The sequence below is a fragment of the Flectobacillus major DSM 103 genome, assembly GCF_000427405.1.
Lineage (GTDB): Bacteria > Bacteroidota > Bacteroidia > Cytophagales > Spirosomataceae > Flectobacillus > Flectobacillus major.
Window position 1 is genome coordinate 3,711,251 of the sequence record NZ_KE386491.1, and the last position, 18,461, is coordinate 3,729,711.

At 36.5% G+C, this 18,461-nt stretch carries 13 protein-coding genes, 1 rRNA gene and 1 other annotated feature; of the genes, 3 read left to right on the forward strand and 11 right to left on the reverse strand.

Translation table 11 applies throughout. From position 1 onward, the window contains the following. The first annotated feature begins 129 nt into the window (after window positions 1-129). Together FLEMA_RS76820 and FLEMA_RS76610 are read left to right on the forward strand one after the other, a co-directional pair. Complete coding sequence (locus FLEMA_RS76820; RefSeq protein ID WP_144080132.1) at window positions 130-324, forward strand: hypothetical protein; 195 nt, start codon at window positions 130-132, stop codon at window positions 322-324. Continuing rightward, entirely contained in the window at window positions 269-1,996 is a 1,728-nt protein-coding gene (locus FLEMA_RS76610) for a pseudouridine synthase (protein ID WP_081681348.1), read from the forward strand. Before FLEMA_RS76820 ends, FLEMA_RS76610 begins: the two co-directional genes overlap by 56 nt. A gap of 142 nt (window positions 1,997-2,138) precedes the next feature. On the opposite strand, the gene FLEMA_RS71445 is transcribed toward FLEMA_RS76610, so the two are convergent. The 9 genes from FLEMA_RS71445 to FLEMA_RS0136290 form a co-directional block, all read right to left on the reverse strand. Next, the gene (locus FLEMA_RS71445; protein ID WP_044172482.1) at window positions 2,139-2,624 is read right to left on the reverse strand and encodes an energy transducer TonB; all 486 of its coding nucleotides are present in this window, start codon (window positions 2,622-2,624) and stop codon (window positions 2,139-2,141) included. A 360-nt stretch (window positions 2,625-2,984) separates the two neighbouring features. Beyond that, window positions 2,985-3,323 (reverse strand): phage holin family protein, encoded by a 339-nt coding sequence (locus FLEMA_RS0136215; RefSeq protein ID WP_026997894.1) that lies wholly within the window; start codon window positions 3,321-3,323, stop codon window positions 2,985-2,987. A 70-nt stretch (window positions 3,324-3,393) separates the two neighbouring features. Next, a complete protein-coding gene (gene hisIE / locus FLEMA_RS0136230; RefSeq protein WP_026997895.1) occupies window positions 3,394-3,993 on the reverse strand; it encodes a bifunctional phosphoribosyl-AMP cyclohydrolase/phosphoribosyl-ATP diphosphatase HisIE in 600 nt (199 codons plus the stop codon). Window positions 3,994-4,076: 83 nt separating this feature from the next. Next, entirely contained in the window at window positions 4,077-4,832 is a 756-nt protein-coding gene (gene hisF, locus FLEMA_RS0136240; RefSeq protein WP_026997896.1) for an imidazole glycerol phosphate synthase subunit HisF, read from the reverse strand. Between the two features lie 51 nt (window positions 4,833-4,883). Then, a complete protein-coding gene (hisA, locus tag FLEMA_RS0136250; protein ID WP_044172484.1) occupies window positions 4,884-5,606 on the reverse strand; it encodes a 1-(5-phosphoribosyl)-5-[(5-phosphoribosylamino)methylideneamino]imidazole-4-carboxamide isomerase in 723 nt (240 codons plus the stop codon). Between the two features lie 25 nt (window positions 5,607-5,631). Further along, window positions 5,632-6,216, reverse strand: coding sequence for an imidazole glycerol phosphate synthase subunit HisH (gene hisH / locus FLEMA_RS0136255; protein ID WP_026997897.1), 585 nt, complete (start codon window positions 6,214-6,216; stop codon window positions 5,632-5,634). Between the two features lie 303 nt (window positions 6,217-6,519). Next, window positions 6,520-7,428 carry a DUF72 domain-containing protein gene (locus FLEMA_RS0136270; protein WP_026996560.1) on the reverse strand — a complete coding sequence of 303 codons (909 nt, stop codon included), beginning with the start codon at window positions 7,426-7,428 and terminating at the stop codon, window positions 6,520-6,522. A 240-nt stretch (window positions 7,429-7,668) separates the two neighbouring features. Further along, window positions 7,669-10,236: a zinc-dependent metalloprotease gene (locus FLEMA_RS0136280; RefSeq protein ID WP_026996561.1), complete on the reverse strand. Its 2,568-nt coding sequence runs from the start codon at window positions 10,234-10,236 to the stop codon at window positions 7,669-7,671. A 194-nt stretch (window positions 10,237-10,430) separates the two neighbouring features. Beyond that, on the reverse strand, window positions 10,431-12,614 hold the full coding sequence (locus tag FLEMA_RS0136290) for a ComEC/Rec2 family competence protein (RefSeq protein ID WP_026996562.1): 2,184 nt from the start codon (window positions 12,612-12,614) through the stop codon (window positions 10,431-10,433). Window positions 12,615-12,724: 110 nt separating this feature from the next. Between FLEMA_RS0136290 and FLEMA_RS71450 the strand changes: the two genes are divergently transcribed. Then, entirely contained in the window at window positions 12,725-16,591 is a 3,867-nt protein-coding gene (locus FLEMA_RS71450; RefSeq protein WP_052354165.1) for a DEAD/DEAH box helicase, read from the forward strand. Between the two features lie 32 nt (window positions 16,592-16,623). On the opposite strand, the gene FLEMA_RS76230 is transcribed toward FLEMA_RS71450, so the two are convergent. Together FLEMA_RS76230 and rrf are read right to left on the reverse strand one after the other, a co-directional pair. Beyond that, window positions 16,624-17,904: a T9SS type A sorting domain-containing protein gene (locus FLEMA_RS76230; protein ID WP_026996565.1), complete on the reverse strand. Its 1,281-nt coding sequence runs from the start codon at window positions 17,902-17,904 to the stop codon at window positions 16,624-16,626. 189 nt (window positions 17,905-18,093) lie between these two features. Continuing rightward, window positions 18,094-18,205, reverse strand: a 5S ribosomal RNA gene (gene rrf, locus FLEMA_RS0136420). A gap of 133 nt (window positions 18,206-18,338) precedes the next feature. Then, window positions 18,339-18,422: a sequence feature (23S ribosomal RNA rRNA prediction is too short), on the reverse strand. Window positions 18,423-18,461: the final 39 nt, after the last annotated feature.

The window sequence follows — 18,461 nt, forward strand, 5'->3', positions numbered from 1 at the left end:
TAGAGTAGTAAGTATTCTAATAGTCAGAATGTTATACAAGTAATACTTGTTATTTTCGTTATTAAACGCAAGCGGTTTAATAATTTTTATTACAGCAGTGATGTTGCAATTTTTTAACAATCAAACAAAATGAGAAAAAGAATTCAAAAAGAAGAATTTAGTCCTGAGAGAAGACAGCAAACACGTGACAGAAGAGAAGATGTACAGCGTGAACTAAGAGGAGAAAGCCCTGCGAAAAGAGAACAAAGTGGTTTTGACAAAAAACCTTATGAGTCAAGAGATTCACGCCCTCCTCGAAAAGAATTCAACGGCGAAAAAACGTGAATTCAAACCAAGAACTGAAGGTGGATACGAAAAAAGAGAATTCAATAGAGATTCAAGACCCCCTAGAAGAGAATTCGACGGCGAAAAACGTGAATTCAAACCAAGAACTGAAGGTGGATACGAAAAAAGAGAATTCAATAGAGATTCACGCCCTCCTCGAAAAGAATTCAACGGCGAAAAACGTGAATTCAAACCAAGAACTGAAGGTGGATACGAAAAAAGAGAATTCAATAGAGATTCAAGACCCCCTAGAAGAGAATTTAACGGTGAAAAACGTGAATTCAAGCCAAGAACTGAAGGTGGATACGAAAAAAGAGAATTCAATAGAGATTCAAGACCCCCTAGAAGAGAATTTAACGGTGAAAAACGTGAATTCAAGCCAAGAACTGAAGGTGGATACGAAAAAAGAGAATTCAATAGAGATTCAAGACCCCCTAGAAGAGAATTAGACGGTGAAAAACGTGAATTCAAGCCAAGAACTGAAGGTGGATACGAAAAAAGAGAATTCAATAGAGATTCAAGACCCCCTAGAAGAGAATTCGACGGTGAAAAACGTGAATTCAAGCCAAGAACTGAAGGTGGATACGAAAAAAGAGAATTCAATAGAGATTCAAGACCCCCTAGAAGAGAATTTAACGGTGAAAAACGTGAGTTCAAACCAAGAACTGAAGGTGGATACGAAAAAAGAGAATTCAATAAAGATGCTAGACCGCCTAGAAGAGAATTCGACGGCGAAAAACGTGAATTCAAGCCAAGAACTGAAGGTGGATACGAAAAAAGAGCTCCAAGAGCAGAAAAAACTTTTGGTTCGGCTAAGGTTAACTTCGGTGGTAAAAACTTATTTAGAGCTCACCGCCCAGTTGAAGAATCGGATAAATGGACTCCAAATTACCAAATTGATAAATTTAAAGAGTCAGCTCCTAAAAAAATTCAAAAACAAATCGAGAAAAGCGAACACGCATCTACAGATGTTCGTTTGAATCGCTACATTGCTAATGCAGGTATTTGTTCAAGAAGAGAAGCGGATGATTTAATAAAAGCTGGCGAAATTAAGGTAAACGGTAAAGTCGTTACTGAAATGGGGTATCAGGTAAAACCTGGTGATATTGTTAAATATGGCAACCGCAAGCTAAGTCGTGAAAAAACGGTTTATGTTTTGGTAAATAAACCAAAAGACTTTATCACAACAACCGAAGACCCTAACGAGCGTAAAACCGTTATGGACTTGGTAAAAAATGCTTGTGAAGAACGTATTTATCCTGTAGGTCGTTTAGATAGAAATACAACAGGTTTGTTGTTGTTAACCAACGATGGCGAATTAGCAGATAAATTAACGCACCCATCAAACGAGATTGAAAAACTGTATCAGGTTGAATTAGATAAGCCTTTGACAACCGAACATTTTGACCAAATATTGAAGGGGCTTTCTTTGGAAGATGGCGAAATCAAAGCCGATGAATTGGCAATTGTTACACCCGATGCAATGGTTGTAGGTATCAAAATTCACTCTGGCCGTAACCGAATCGTAAGAAGAATTTTTGAATCGTTGGGTTATGAAGTACTAAAACTTGACCGTACCACTTTTGCAGGATTGAATAAAAAAGACCTTCCTCGTGGCACATGGAGATTCTTGACTGAAAAAGAAGTTATTAAATTAAAATACTTCGTTTAGTCAACAAATATATAAGCATTGCTTAATTAGTAAAAGCCTCATACAAAGCGTATGGGGCTTTTTTGTGGCTTAGGATACTAAAAAACCTCAGAAAATACTTTTGATAGTACTTTCTGAGGTTTTGGGTTAGTCTTTTGGAGGTCTAGAAACTTATGGGTAATACATAAAATGACGCTACTTCTACACCATTGACTTTGGCAGGATTCCATGCTCCCATTTTTTTAATAACTCTAATTGCTTCGGCACTTACCAATGGATTTCCCGAGCTTTCGACAATATGTACTTTATTGATTTCGCCATATCGTTCTATCAAAAATTTCACTAATACCGTTTCCCCCTTCGACCCTTTTGGGCGGACTAAGTTTTGAGCTATAAACCGCTTCATATTCTCGTTGCCACCCTGAAAAGATGCTACTTCATCAACATCAGTGTAAATAGAATCTCGATCTATTACTACCATTTCTCGTGATTTACTAAACAATTCGGTTTTACTACGCCCCAAACCTAATGTCTTTTCAATTTGTGATTTATCTGCAGGCTTAAAAGTAGATGTAATTAATATACTTTTTTGAGCTTTAAGAGAGAAAAACAAAAAAGTACAAACAAAAATCAAGAACCATTTTTTCATAATACTATTAGACTAATACCGATTAAAACATTTTATAAACATCTGATTATCAATTACGATAACAATGTACACTTGACCTCACTGGCGGTATTACTCAAGTTTATCTTATAGCTATAAAACTCCATTTTTTATCGTAATGTATTTATGATTAGTCAAAAAATATGCCAAACCCATTATCTAACAGTTTATCAGGCATGAGTAAACCTTAATATACGACATTGATATACAGCAGAAATACATTATCCTTCAATTGTACCTACTATTCTAATCTAATAACCACTTTTATTTTTTTAGAATGGCAAAAAAATAAACCCTAAAGTTGCCTCCAAGGTTTATATTAATACGTTGATTTTATAAGCTTTAGTCTAAAATCCAACCAAGAATAGTAGATATAATAGATAAGCCAAAGCTAAATAACAAAGGAGGTATAAAACCATGTACGGTAAAACCTTGTACAAAGTAGGCAACTAAATAAACCAGTACAACATTAATTACCAATAGAAACAAACCCAAGGTTAGGAAGGTAATTGGTAGGCTAATGATTTTTAGAATAGGCTTGAGGAATGTATTAACAAACCCCATGGCTATTGCCACCATAAGCGATGTACTAAAAGAGTCTATTACAATACCATTGATATACCTGGCACCAGCCATTACAGCCAATGCAATCAATAAATATTTAATGATAAAATTAACCATACAGCATTATTAGGTTTAAGATTAATAAAATAATACATTCGGTATAAATATATATTTACCTAACCGAAAGCTACTTTGAATGTCTGGTACGAAGTACGTCAATGATTTCGTCAAAATCAATGCCTCGTTGCTCTAACAATACCAAATAATGAAATAATAAGTCGGCGGCTTCACCTTTAAACAAATCATCGTTATTGTCCATAGCCTCTATGACAAGTTCTACAGCCTCCTCTCCTACTTTTTGGGCTATTTTGTTAGTTCCCTTTTTAAATAAACTAGCTGTGTAAGATGCCTCTGTGGGGTTATTTTTACGTTCACGAATTACTGCTTTTAGGTGATTTAGCCAGCCCGCTTGGCCTGGCTCATTTTTTTCATTCCAGCAGGTATCGGCTCCTGTATGACAAGTAGGGCCAGCAGGATTTACTTTGATTAAAAGGGTATCTTCATCACAATCTTTCAAGATTTCGACAACATGCAAGAAGTTGTCTGAGGTTTCGCCCTTTGTCCAAAGGCGTTGTTTTGAACGGCTAAAAAAAGTAACAACCCCTTCTTTCTCTGTTTTTTCAAGAGCTTCTTGATTCATATAACCCAACATCAACACTTTATCGGTTTTGACATCTTGGATAATTGCAGGAATAAGCCCGCCTTGTTTTTCAAAATCTAATTGCATCGTTATGTATGTTCTTGAGATGAATACTTACAAAAATAACTAAACCTTTTAGGTATCGGTATTAGCCAATAGTCGATTATTATTTATAGCCTTACCGAAATACCTTGCCCTTTTAAGTATTGTTTTAGTTCTATTATATCTATTTCTTTAAAGTGAAAGATACTTGCGGCTAATCCAGCATCAGCTTTACCTTTGGTAAATACCTCGGTAAAATGCTCCATTGTTCCAGCTCCTCCTGAAGCAATAATAGGAATAGATGAATTGGTAGAAATCTCGGCAGTAAGCTCATTGGCAAATCCTGCCTTTGTACCATCGGTATCCATAGATGTCAATAGAATTTCGCCTGCACCACGGTTTTCTACTTCTTTAGCCCATTGAATCGTTCTTAATTCGGTAGGTTTTCGGCCTCCATGGGTATGCACAATATGTTCGTTATTAATAAATCGAGTATCAATAGCCACGATTATACACTGTGAACCAAATTGTAAAGCCAGTTCATTGATTAATTCAGGACGACGCACAGCCGACGAGTTGATAGAAACTTTATCAGCACCTGCATTTAACAAAGCCGAAACATCTTCTATCGACGAAATCCCTCCGCCCACAGTAAACGGGATATTGACATGCCTAGCCACATTACGTACTAAATCGATTAAGGTTTTGCGGTTGTCGACAGTAGCGGTAATATCTAAAAAAACCAATTCATCAGCCCCTTGCTCGGCATAAATAGCTCCTAGCTCTACGGGGTCGCCAGCATCACGAAGGTTGACAAAATTAGTTCCTTTTACGGTTCTTCCGTCTTTAATATCCAGACAAGGGATTATTCTTTTTGTTAACATGAGTATCTATCTATAATGAATACCTATTGCATTGGGTATTCTGGTAAAGCATTATTTATGAAATTCAGCCAATTGTTTGAGTGTTATACGTCCTTCATAGATAGCTTTTCCAACAATTACGCCAAATATATTCATTTCATTCAGCTTAATAATATCATCGAGTACCGACACACCTCCACTAGCAATAATATGGAGGTCGGCGTATTGGTCTTGAAGGTTTTTGTACAAATCAAAACTTGGGCCTTGAAGTAAGCCATCTTTGGCTACATCGGTCGAAATAGTGTATTTTGCTCCTTTTTGGATATATTCACCCACAAAATCATATACCGATTTTTCGGTAGCTTCTTGCCAGCCTGAAATAGCAATTTTCTCGTTTCGGGCATCAGCTCCCAAAATAATCTTTTCGCCACCATAGCTTTTCAACCAACCCTCAAACAACTCTGGGTTTTTCACAGCTACACTTCCTCCTGTTACCTGTTTAGCACCATACTCAAAAGCAACCTGAATCATTTCGTCCGACTGCACTCCTCCGCCAAAATCTATATGTAAGCCTGTTTTGGTAGCAATCGTTTCTAAAACCTTATGGTTAATAATTCGCTTTTGTTTTGCTCCGTCCAAATCTACAAGATGTAATCTTTGAATACCCGCATCTTCAAACGACTTGGCCACTTCCAAAGGGTTTTCGTTATAAGTTGTTTTTTGTGAATAGTCTCCCTGAGTAAGTCTTACACATTTACCATCAATCAAATCTATGGCTGGAATAATTTGTATCATTGTTTTGGGTACTTTATCGTAGTTACTAAAGTTTAAGAAAATTCTCTAAGATAGTTTGGCCTTCTTTGCCACTAATTTCGGTATGAAACTGGGCAGCATAGAAATTATCTTTGTGTAACATAGCCGAAAACGGTTGTACATAATTGCATTGGGCTACTGTATAAGGGCTTAATTCGGCAAAGTAGCTGTGAACAAAATACACATAGCTATTCTCTTTTAAGCCAGTAGTTAGTTCGGTTTTGAGGTTATAGATATTGTTCCAGCCCACATGAGGGACCTTAAAGGCCGAAGAATCAAAACGCTTTACATCTAAATCGAAAATACCCATACAAGTAGTATCATTTTCTTCCGAATAACGACACATCAGTTGCATACCCACACAAGTACCCAACACAGGTTGTTTCAACGAAGGTATTACTTGGTCTAAGCCTTTTTCACGTAGGTATGCCATAGCCGTGCTGGCTTCACCCACTCCTGGAAAAATCACTTTGTCGGCTGTTCTTATTTCGGCTTCGTCGTCTGTCCAAAGGTAAGATACTCCAATTCTATCCAAAGCATACATTACACTTTGTACATTGCCTGCATTGTATTTGATAATTACAGTTTTCATGTTTAACTCTTTCGTTTCGGGCGATTCAACAAGAATACTTACCCCAAACTTATATTTAGTTGAAAAGTAGCCGAAGTTTTACTTAAAACCTCTAATATTGAAATAGCAATAAACAGAAAGCCTGACTCGTCAAGGAATCAGGCTTTCTGTTTATTGTTGAATGTTTGTGTCGTCAATATGGCACAATACTCACCAGCCCTTCCTTGTTAGGAAATCATAAGATGGTGATGATGTGTAATTGTGCTGTTCATTTTACAAAGTTAGGCGAAGAATAAAGAAAGACAAAGGATTCTTTATCTATTTTTAGAACAGACTCATCTGTTCTACTTTGGGCAAAAACTTTGGTGGTATAATTGATAAGTTACAGTGTATATTGAGTTGACTTATCCAATAGTTAGCCATTTCGGGAGCGATATTATTTTCGCAAATATGTACAAACAAATATAAGCTAGATAAGCCTTGTTCAAACCATTGTTTTAACCGCAAAACCCACTCATCAATCCGTTTGTAATCGGAGGGGTGTTCGTTACCTACCCACCGAATCATGGCTACCGAATTGGAGAGGCTTTGATGACAAACATCGCGTCGGCCTGCTACATCAGTAATTACTGTACCCTTATGATAATGATTTAGCATGGCTAAAGTTTCTTGCCAAATGTTTGGGTATTTAAACCAATCTTCATGACGAAACTCGACCGAAACAGGTAGGTTCTCGGGAAGTTTTTGTAAGTATTTTTCTAAAATAGGTAATTGTTTAGGGCCAAACTGCGGAGCTAGCTGCAAAAAGCTGCTTCCAAGCTTGGGGCCTAAAGCTAAAATACTATTACAAAATGCTTCGGTTAAAGCATCACAATTTTGCAGTAATTTATCATGCGAGATAATTTGAGGAAATTTTGGACAAAAAGTAAATTTTTCATTCGATTCCCACTTCCAGCGTTCTATCGTTTCTTCTGTCGGAATTTGATAATGCGTTACATTAAGCTCTATGGTATTGAACTGCTTGGAGTATAGTCCCAACAATTCATGATTTTTGGCTGAAAATGGATATATTTTTCCATTCCAATCACGATTGGCCCAAACAGGACATCCCACAAAAACCTTGGGCTTTTGTGCTACCACTGGTTGAAGTACTTGTTGATTATATTGATTGTCGGATGGAAGCGTAAAGTTTACTCTTTCAACATCATATTTTGACAGCTTTCCAAAATCCATGAATAGGTAATTAATTGATGATTAATGAATAGAAATAATTTCCCGAAAGTTCAGAAACATTTCTGAATACTTAGTTAGTAATATGCAAAATATTAAAGCATATCAGATATATGATTTCTGTTTGATGGGCCTTATTCTGAGCTGATACAGCATCTCAACTTTTGCCCAAAAGAGTCTATTCATAAAAAATCCCGCCATTGCTAGCGGGGTTTTATTTATTGATACTTCTTATGGTTTTGCTTATTTGGGGTCTAAACCTTTTTCGATTCTAAACAAAATATCTTGTAAGTGGTATTTTGTCATTTTATCGGTAATCAAAGGTAAAGCAGCTTTTACTTCATCTTTCAAGCTCAACAAATGACCACGGCTTACCGACACTATATCTGTTTTGCGAGGGTCGACAGCTGGAGGAATAACTGTTCCTCTGAAAGAAAAACCTCCACTCATAGTAATTCCATTAGCATTGGTAGTAGCAATCAACTTTTCTACCAAAGCTTTTTGTAAATTTCTACGGAAAGTGTCTGTAGCTTTTTTAGTTTTTAATTCCGCAAAAACACTTGTACGAACATCCGTAAAAAGTTCGTCTAAGCCATAAGCACTAGCCAATTTGGTTTGAGTTTCAATTAATCTTTGCAAGCGGTCAATCGCAAAAACACTATTTAAGGCCGATTCTTGAATCTTCGAGATAGCATCTAAACCTTGGTCTGGGCGAATTCTTGACAAAATTTTCTCATCCAACAACCAGGAAGGTGTATCAAATACATATTTATTTAGCCAAACAATAGCCTCTTTTTGAGTTGCTTTAGGTGTAGGTTCATACACTACTCCAGTTTGGTCTGAAGTTTTAGGTGTTTCAAAAATACCACCAATGTTTTTTACGACATGACCAATATAACGACGGTATTGTGTTACAATTTCGTTATATGATTCTGTTAGCATATCATAATCCTGAGCTTCCTCTTTGGTCCAATCTACCAAATTAGGAACAATACGCTTCAAATTTTTGATACCATATTCACTTGCCAGCATATTGTTATCGCCAAGGCATTCGCTTTGCGAACGAGGGTCGTAAGGATTAGTTTCAGTACCAAACCAGATTCTTGGATTTTTGGCATATTCCTGAATAAACTGCTTACTTAGTGCTTTCTGGTCGTCTTCGGCTGTTGCACCGTCCAAGGTTTGGTAGCCCCATTTAATCGCCCATGTATCGTATTCACCAATACGCGGGTAAAGGTCTTTTACACCGTCTTCGGGTTGTGCTACATAATTAAAGCGAGCATAATCCATTATAGAAGGGGTATGGCCATGTTCTGCAATCCATTTTGGGTCACGTAGTTTTTCTACGGGTACAGTACTACTTGAGCCGTAGTTATGTCTTAAGCCAAGTGTATGCCCCACTTCGTGAGAAGACACAAAACGGATTAAATCGCCCATTAATTCATCATCAAATTTGCTTTTTCTAGCTCTTGGGTCAACAGCCGCCGCTTGGGTCATGTACCATTTTTTCAATAACTTCATTACGTTATGATACCAGCCAATATGACTTTCGAGGATTTCGCCCGAGCGTGGGTCATGTACATTAGGGCCATAGGCATTTTCAATATCTGAAGCAAAATAGCGAATAGCAGAATAACGGGCATCTTCCAAACTAATAGTAGTGTCGTTATCGGCAAGGATTTCGCCACGAATAGCGTTTTTCCAACCCGCAGCTTCAAAACCTTTTTGCCAATCATCAACACCTGCTTTTAGGTATTTTCTCCATTTTACGGGTGTGGCTGGGTCGATATAATAAATAATCGGCTTTTTAGGCTCGATAAGCTCACCTCTTTTTTGCTTGGCAGCATCTTCTGCATTTTTGGGTTCTAATCTCCAGCGAACAGCAAAAGTTTGGTCTTCGGTACGTTGCGAGTTTTCGTCAAATACCGTGTATCCATTAGCAAAAAAACCCACTCTTGAATCGAAATAGCGTTTTTTCATAGGCTCTTTAGGCAACAAAATCATCGACGTGTTGATTTCCATTGTTAAAGCACCTGTAGCTGCCACAGAAGGTAACGACACCGATGGCACTGGACTTGGAGGGCCTGGCATCGGAGGAATACCGCTGTATGTTTTTACAACACGAATTTCGGTATTGATAGGAAAAGTCTTTGCCGAAACAATATAAGAGCGGTCTGGAGCAAGCACCGTAAGCTTATAAGTTGATTTTATATAAGGAGGTAACGAAATAATTTGGTTGTCGCTCTTGAAAAAATCGGTTACTTCAATAACTGAATTTGACGATTTGGTAATAGAATCCTTTTTGATAGCCTTTAATTCAAATGCTTGAGCAATTGGGTCAACATTTGAGTTACGTACAGCTTTGTAAATAGGCTGTGTAGAGTCGGCCGATACATTGATGTATTGTACCGCACGAAGAAATATTTTGTTTTCAGGGCCTTTTTCAAAGCGAATAACCTGGCGGTTGAGCAACTCGCCCCCATAAGCAGGCAAACCAACCGACCCCGGTACTGTTGCAGACTTAGAAACACGTGTTACAGACATGACTTCACGGCCCATCAATGAATCAGGTATTTCAAAATAGTATTTATCTTCTATTTTATGAACCGTAAACAACCCTTTTGTGGTTTTGGCTTTTTCAGTAATTACTTCTTTATAAGCTTTTGGCCCTGTTTTAGGTGCTTCTGGTTTGGCGGCTGGCGTGGCGGCAGCTGGGGGTGATTTTACATCTCCTTTTTTGTCTTGAGCTTGGGCCTGAAATACGCCTAGAGCCATCACAACCAAAGAGATTTTCGTGGCAGTTTTTAGCATGTTGAATAGCTTGTTATAAGATGTCTTAAATGGTTTACTTTCCTTCATAGAGCTACAAAGGATTCTGTTTTGTTATGAAACCAAAACAAATACAAGAACGAAAATAGAATGTTCAGGTTTAAATTAAAAGTAGGTTTTGATGAATGGCAACAAATTTTCGACTATCAACAAGCTATTCAGGCAAAACACTTGTGCTAATACAGATAAATTGCCCCTGTATCTTTCAAATACCTTGCTTCTATTTGTAGTGCCTTTGCTTGATTTAGGAGCTTCCTAGCATACCAATCTGTATAAGATGCATCTATAATTAAGGTTTTGAAAGCCATGTCTTTTACCTCTTTTATATCTCTAATAGCCTTGTTGGCTACAATCAAATAGTCGACCTTAATCCCTTGAAGTTTTAAAGATTTAGTAGGCTGTGGGCGGTGAAGATAGACTATTTTTTTGGCATAATAACTCATCACAACCATTCCCGATGGGTGTGTTTCTAAAGCCATATTATACCCTCGATAGTACTCGTCGGTGCTGGAGGCTGTCCAATGGCTACTAAGCGTATCTTGTATTCTTTGTTTTGCCAAATAATTGGTCAGCCTGAAAGAAAGATCTTTTTTACTTCTTAGGAAAGAGCTATCAGCTAAAATAAGGGCATTTGTTCCATTAAGTACAGACATAACACTATGCTTTGGTGTGGCGTGTATCATCAGGTGTATTTGATGCCGATGTGCTAAAAAGCCTATTACATTGAATATCCCCAATACCAGTATTAAGGTTGTGTTGATTTTGACCCAAGCATAGTTTCTGAATTTTACTAAAAAACCTAGCCCTAGCAACAAACCAAACCACAGAACCATTTCGACAACATTAAAATGAAGAAATCGAACTACCGAGTGTGGTAATCGTTCTGTAATTTCGACCGATTGGTTAAGAGCATAAATAACTCCTTGTAACAGCCATGCCATAGCTTTGATGAGTTGTAAAAAGCCCAAATACTGTAAAACAGGCACCAATACAATAAACAGTAGGCCATAACATAAAACCACCGACGATAAGACAATAACAAATGGGTTGACAATAAGAAAATATACAGGAAATTGATGAAAGTAATAAATCGTAAATGGCAAGGTGGCTAACTGGGCTGCTAACGAAACAGCTGTCATTTGCCATAAGTAATCCAAAACCTTATAGAAGATACCTTTTTTTACCTCTATAATCCATAACTTGGCAATCATTGGATAAAAGAATATCATACCCAACACAGCCAAATACGATAATTGAAAACCTACTTGGTAAATATAGTTGGGGTTGAATAACAACAAACAAAAAGCCGAAAAAGCTAATGTGTTGTAGGAGTTTTGTTTGCGGTTGATACTATTAGCCAATAAAAACACTGAAAACATTACGGTAGAACGCAACACTGGCGAAGAGAGCCCTGTCAGTAAAGCATAAAACCATAATATCATAAAAATCAACACAACAAAAAGAGTTTTGCCCCATGTGCCTTTTTTATTCAAAAACCCCAATAATAGAAGCAATACCTGATAAATAACCCCCACGTGCATACCCGAAACAGACAATACATGAATAGCCCCAGAGGCTGTATAAGCCTGAATAATAGCATTGTCTAGGTCATCTCGCAAACCAAGAATCATGGCATTGGCCACAGCATAATTGTTTTTTTGATGTAAATATTGGGTAAAAACTGCATCGCACCACTCGTTTAATGCAATAGCAGCCCCCAAGATACTCCAAGATTTAGCAGAAGAAACTGGATAAACTTGCTTGGCGGTGACATATTGCTGATGCGTAATATTTTGCCGTAGCAAATACACACGATAATCAAACTCATCAGGATTTAATGGAGCATTGATAGACTGGAGTTGGGCTTTTATCCAAAAAATATCGCCATATTGAGGTTTTGAAAGGCTATTTTTGTCAAAATAAAGCAACATTTGCCCTTTAGTAGCAAAAATACTATCACCTCTAAGTACTTGCTGTACCTCACAGGTAGCTTTCCATGAATTCGCTTTTTCCTCTACTAAAGAATGTACGCTAATATTGAGTAATGACACTTGGCCAGCTTGATGACTAAAGTGCCTAGGGTTGTTCAAATCATCGTTGAAATAAGCTAGCACATAGCCTAGCAAAACCACTGTCAATAAACCCAGTATTCCTACAATAGATTTTTGGAAACGAAAAACTTTGGATTGAGCTAGAATAACATATAATAGCACCCCAACTAGCCAAATAGATAAAATAACATTGATATTAGGGCTTATAAATGGGTATAGCATAATACCAATAATCAAAAACCCAACATAACGCAAGAATGGAAAAGTAGCAAAAAGAGCCATCAGTAGAACTGTTTTATAGGTGAACATTCCAACAAATAGGTAGTATAATTTATTTCTTGTCGATTTTTACAAGTTTTAGATTCCTTCCATATCTAATATCCGTATCTTTGCGGATTAATCAAAATACATCAAAATAAATGTCTTCAATAATTAACGATAAATTAGAAAAATTTCTCAAAGGTAATTCTCTTCCCAAAATACTAGCACGGGGTACTCAGATTTACAGAGATAAGGGTTGTTCTTTAGAAAATGTACAAACAGAAGGCAATGGCGATGCAAAATTTAGAGTAAAAAGCGATAGTTCTACCCAACATTATCTAGTAGAGATAAAAAATTGGAACACTGCTGCTATCCAAACCAAATGTAATTGTAATTATGATTGGGGCGGAATCTGTAAACACCGTGTTTCTGCTATTTTAACCTTGAAGGAATACCTCAAAACTAATCCTAAGATAATAGCACAAAAACCAAAGTTTATTACGGCACAGCATATTGTCAAAATTTCCTCTTTCGACGACTGGTCGCTCAAGCAATTAGTAAACGACGAAGATTGGAAAAACCGAACCGATACACATTATCATGTCAATATTGTTCAGGCTATCAATGGTATTGCCGAAGTAGAAGTACAAAAGGGTAATAAAACCTTTCAGGTAAAGTTTGAGAAACTTCGTTTTAATCAAGAATTCTTTACGGCTTGTTCGTGCGAAGAGTCGATTGATGCACAATTATGCTCGCACAAATTTCATGCCCTATTAGCTATTCGAGAGCGATTTGGCAATTATAACCCATTCGATAGAATGAGGGATTATACCGCCGAAAAAAATAAGCTCCTTCAAGAATACGGCTTCAGCTTGGAAGATGATTTAAAAGGAAAATTTGATTTCAAAATCAATAGTGATGGCTCTGTAACACTTATCAAACTCGACAAAACCATCCAAAAAATTAGTTCCTTCCAAAACTGGCGAATTATTAATAACAAAATATTTAGGCCTGAAGAGTACTCCTTCCAGCTCAATATAGAAGAAGAACTCAATACCGAACCACGCGAGATTATCTATGTCATTTATTTTAAAGATGCCAGCTATCTCAACGATGTTCAGTTAGAAACATATTCGTGTAAGGTAAATACACAGGGGAAAATGTCTTCGTTCAAATCTTTTGATACAGCACAATTCAAGGATTTCCCTCAACTTTCAGAAGAAGATATTCAACTTATTTCAACCATTAATAGTATCAATGCCGACGGAATTCAGAGTTTTGCTAAACGCAAAGAAATTCGTTTAAACTATTTTCACGAATACCTCGACCGTGAACAGGTTTCGGCCGATACCCTTCCTATTATCGAAGAGTACATCAGCAAACAACTCGATAAAGTATTTAACCTTTTACAAAATAAAAAAGTGTATGTAAGTAATTCACCTTATTTTAGTACACACCACGAACTCAACCCTATTACTTTATCAAGCGAACGTATTATTCCTTTCTTTACCCTCCGTGAAGATTCCGAATTTGTTATTCTGGAAGGTTATACTCGCATTTATAAAAAAAGAATCCGTTTGGCTTCATTGAGTAACCCTAATAGCTACTGGATTCGAGAGTATGGCAACCAACTACACAAAGTAGCCAATCCAGAGGTGGCCAATCTATTACATTATCTGTCTAATCAAGGTATTATAAAAGTCAGAAAAAGCGATTTTGAAGGTTTCTTACAAGATTTTATTATGCCACTTAGTGAGAAATTTTCTATTGAAATTGCTCTCAACGATAACGTAGATAAAAAACCACTATATTTTTCTACTATCAAACTTCATCTCAAGGAAGAGGAAAATAACCTTATCTTCATTCCGAAGTTTACCTATACCGAATTATCGCCTGAAGAAATTGCTATTCAACAGGAAGTATCAACCAAAAAGGTTTCAAAAAGAACAAAAACACCCGACATTCCAAAACCTATTACCGTTTTAGAGTTTTCGCACGACCACAAAACCAACCGTTTTGATTACCAACACGGTAAGGTTATTATTCAAGAACGTAACCCCGAGCAAGAACAGTCTTTTTATGAAATAATACAAAACCAACACGAAGCTTTTAAGCAACAAACTCAATACCCCTTCTTTCATTTATCATTCAACGATGTACTGAAAGATGGCTGGCTTTTTACATTTTTTGAAGAAATGAAAAAAGCTGATATTAAAATTTATGGTATTCAAGAGCTTAAAAAGTTTCGTTACAACCCACATAAAGCCAACTTCTCCGTAAAATCTAGCTCAGGTATTGACTGGTTTGATATGAAGATTGAAATACAATTTGGCGAGCAAACAGTGTCTTTGAAAGATATACAGAAAGCTGTATTAAAAAAACAGAATTATGTCGAGCTAAAAGATGGCACACTGGGGCTTTTACCAGAAGAATGGTTAGTCAAATATGAGCATATTTTTAAGTTGGGTAAAATCAAGGGAGATAACATACAAGTATCAAAACTTCATTTTTCATTATTAGATGATTTAGGAACAGATATTAATGAGTTTGAAATTCAACATGAGATATTTGAGAAAAAGCAAAAGCTCCTTCATTTCAAACAATTACCCAACGTTCCGATTCCTGTCAATGTAAACGCTCAATTGCGGGATTACCAGTTAGAAGGTTTTAAATGGCTTAATTTCCTCGATGAATTTAATTGGGGAGGTATTTTGGCCGATGATATGGGTTTAGGTAAAACCCTACAAATGCTTGCTTTTTTACAAGAACAGCAAAACAAACATAGTAGTACAACCAATTTGGTTATTTTGCCTACTACCCTAATATTTAACTGGCAAGCCGAAGCAACCAAATTTTGCCCCGACTTAAAGCTATTTGTTCACCGTGGGGGTACTCGCCAAAAATCTAATGACCATTGGCATGATTTCGATATTATTTTAACTACTTATGGTATGATTCGCTCTGATGTTGAGCTATTCAAGCACTTTAAGTTCCACTATATCATTCTCGACGAATCGCAGGCTATCAAAAATCCTGACTCTTTGATTTCAAAAGCTGTTAAGCAACTCAACGCTAAAAATAGGCTCGTGATGACAGGAACACCCGTAGAAAACAATACTTTCGATTTATTTTCGCAAATGGAGTTTATCAATCCTGGCTTACTTGGTAGTCAAGAGTTCTTCAAATCAGAATTTGCTAATCCAATCGACAAAGGACAAGATAAAATACAAGCGGCACACCTTCGCAAAATGGTTTATCCATTTATGCTAAAAAGAACAAAAGAAGAGGTAGCAAAAGATTTGCCTGAAAAAACTGAAAGTATTATCTTTTGTGAAATGGATAAGAAACAACGAAAAGTTTATGACTCTTTCCGTGAAACTTATCGCCAGCGACTTGTTGAAAAAATTGCATCTGAAGGAAAAGAGAAAGCTTCTTTTTTGATACTGGAAGGCTTACTTAAATTACGTCAAATTTGTGATAGTCCAGCCTTACTCAATGGCGACATTACCTACGATAATAACTCTGCTAAACTGGATGAAATTGTCCGAGAAATAGAAGAGAATGCTAGTAATCATAAAATTCTCATCTTTAGTCAATTTCTCAAAATGCTCGACTTGATTCGTGAGCACCTCGAAAAACATAAAATTTCGTATGAATACCTAGATGGCAAAACACAAGATAGAGAAGAAAAAGTTAATCATTTTCAAGAAGATGAAAACTGTCGGGTATTTTTAATGAGCCTCAAGGCAGGTGGCGTTGGTATTAACCTTACTGAGGCCGATTATGTATACCTAGTAGACCCGTGGTGGAATCCAGCCGTTGAACAACAGGCTATTGATAGAACTCACCGAATAGGCCAAAAGAAAAATGTATTTGCCTACAGGATGATTTGTAAAGATACAATCGAAGAAAAAATCTTATTACTCCAAGAAAAGAAAAAAGACTTAGCCAAAGACTTAATCAGCACTGAAGATGGATTCCTCAAAAAACTAACACAAGAAGACATTATTGATTTGTTTTCATGACATTCCAATGGGTTACTATGAATAGTAGCCCATTATTTTTTATATATTTTTTCAGTAATATCTATTCCATCCCAAGTGGAAGCCCTAAGAATATATAAGCCTGTAGGTAAATCATTATTTAAAATAACCTTTGAAAAACTATCCTCTTGTTGTATTAAAGTCAAATGTTGTTGAATTCCATAAATATTAACTAATGTTATTTTAGCAATATTAGGGTCTTTTATCCATATTACGTTAGTTTTTGATTCAATAATAGTAGGGTACACTTTGGCTACATCATTACCTCCTTCTGTTACAATCCTTACAGCTACAGGTCGAAAAACCTCTTTTCCGCCATTGCTATCTACTTGAGACAATCTATAGTAATTTATACCATTTTTAGGAAAGGCATCTATAAAAGTATATTCTTTTAATGTTTGAGAATTTATAGCTCCGTCAACCACTCCAAGCGGCTCATATTCTACTAAATCATTACTTCTTTCGAGGATAAAATATTGGTTATTTTTTTCTGATATTGTTACCCATTTTAAGTTCACTGTATTGTCAAAATCATTTAATAGTGCTTTAAAATATTGTAAACTAATAGGAGTCGGCATTTGTTGATAACTTAATGAAAAATTATCTATTGCCGACGAAGTTCTTGTTGGGTTAGCTGCCCCCATAGGGTTTGTCGATGGCGACAAGGTAACAATACGTATCCAAAGAGATTGATTCAAATTATCAATATTGGCAGGTAATGATATAGAAATAGTATTATTCGAGAGCTGATTTGCTCCTGTTACATACCCTGTTCCCAATTCAACAAAGTTATTAGGATTAGTTCCAATCCCATAATCAACCGACCACGTTGTTCGTCTTTCTCCATTGGTATCATCCAATGATTGTAATTGAAAACTCAACTGAAAATTTCGGAAACCTTGCGTATCATTTATATGAAAAACAAAAGCTGCACCAGGATCACCTAAAGTCGAACTTTGCCTAATACCCAATGCCCTATCAGCAGCAACCGCCTGCTCAGCATACTTACCTACTAAAGCGTTATTAAAAGAGGCAAAATTCTTGAACTTAGCCGTAATATTTTTCCAGTAGGTACTATTATTTCCAATGATATCGGGAGACGGCGTAGCCAAAAAATTTCCAGAAGCATCATTACCGAGATTATTTCTAGTAGCACCAGTTCTCAAGCTCCATCCAGCAGGTAGCCCAGCCGATAACCCATTGAAATCTTGGAAATAAGATGTTCCACTTAAATAAACCTGTGCTTTTGCTTGTATAAGCAATAATAGAAGTGTGAATAGTGCTAGAACTTTCATAGAGTAGAAGGTATTAAAAGTTTTATTTACACTAAAATACGGAGTAATATCAATTATTAATAGTGTTGAGTGAATATTTTTCTATAAACACATAACTACATACCGAAGTATATCTTGATATTAATAATAATCCTATTCCATCATACAACAAAAAGGCTACCCTCTCAGGTAGCCTTCACTTTGTTATATATTTGGAGCTTATTTACTTTCCCGCATGTGATTGCAGTATCATCAACGGTACTGGGCTTAACTGCTCTGTTCGAGATGGGAAGAGGTGAACACCAGTCCTATCGGCTCCATAATGCCTGTTGAGGGTATTGTTAATTATATCAGACCATAGCCTCATATAAACCCTCTAATATCTTGAGGTTCGCATATCGTGAAAGATGTTGAACAAGTAAGAACTAAATAGTTAGTACAGTTGATACAAGCTTTTGGGTAATTAGTATTGCTTGACTTTGGTATCTCTACCTTTACATCTACAACCTATCAACGTTGTCATCTACAACGGCCCTTATTTGGAATACTCATCTTCAGGTCAGTTTCGCACTTAGATG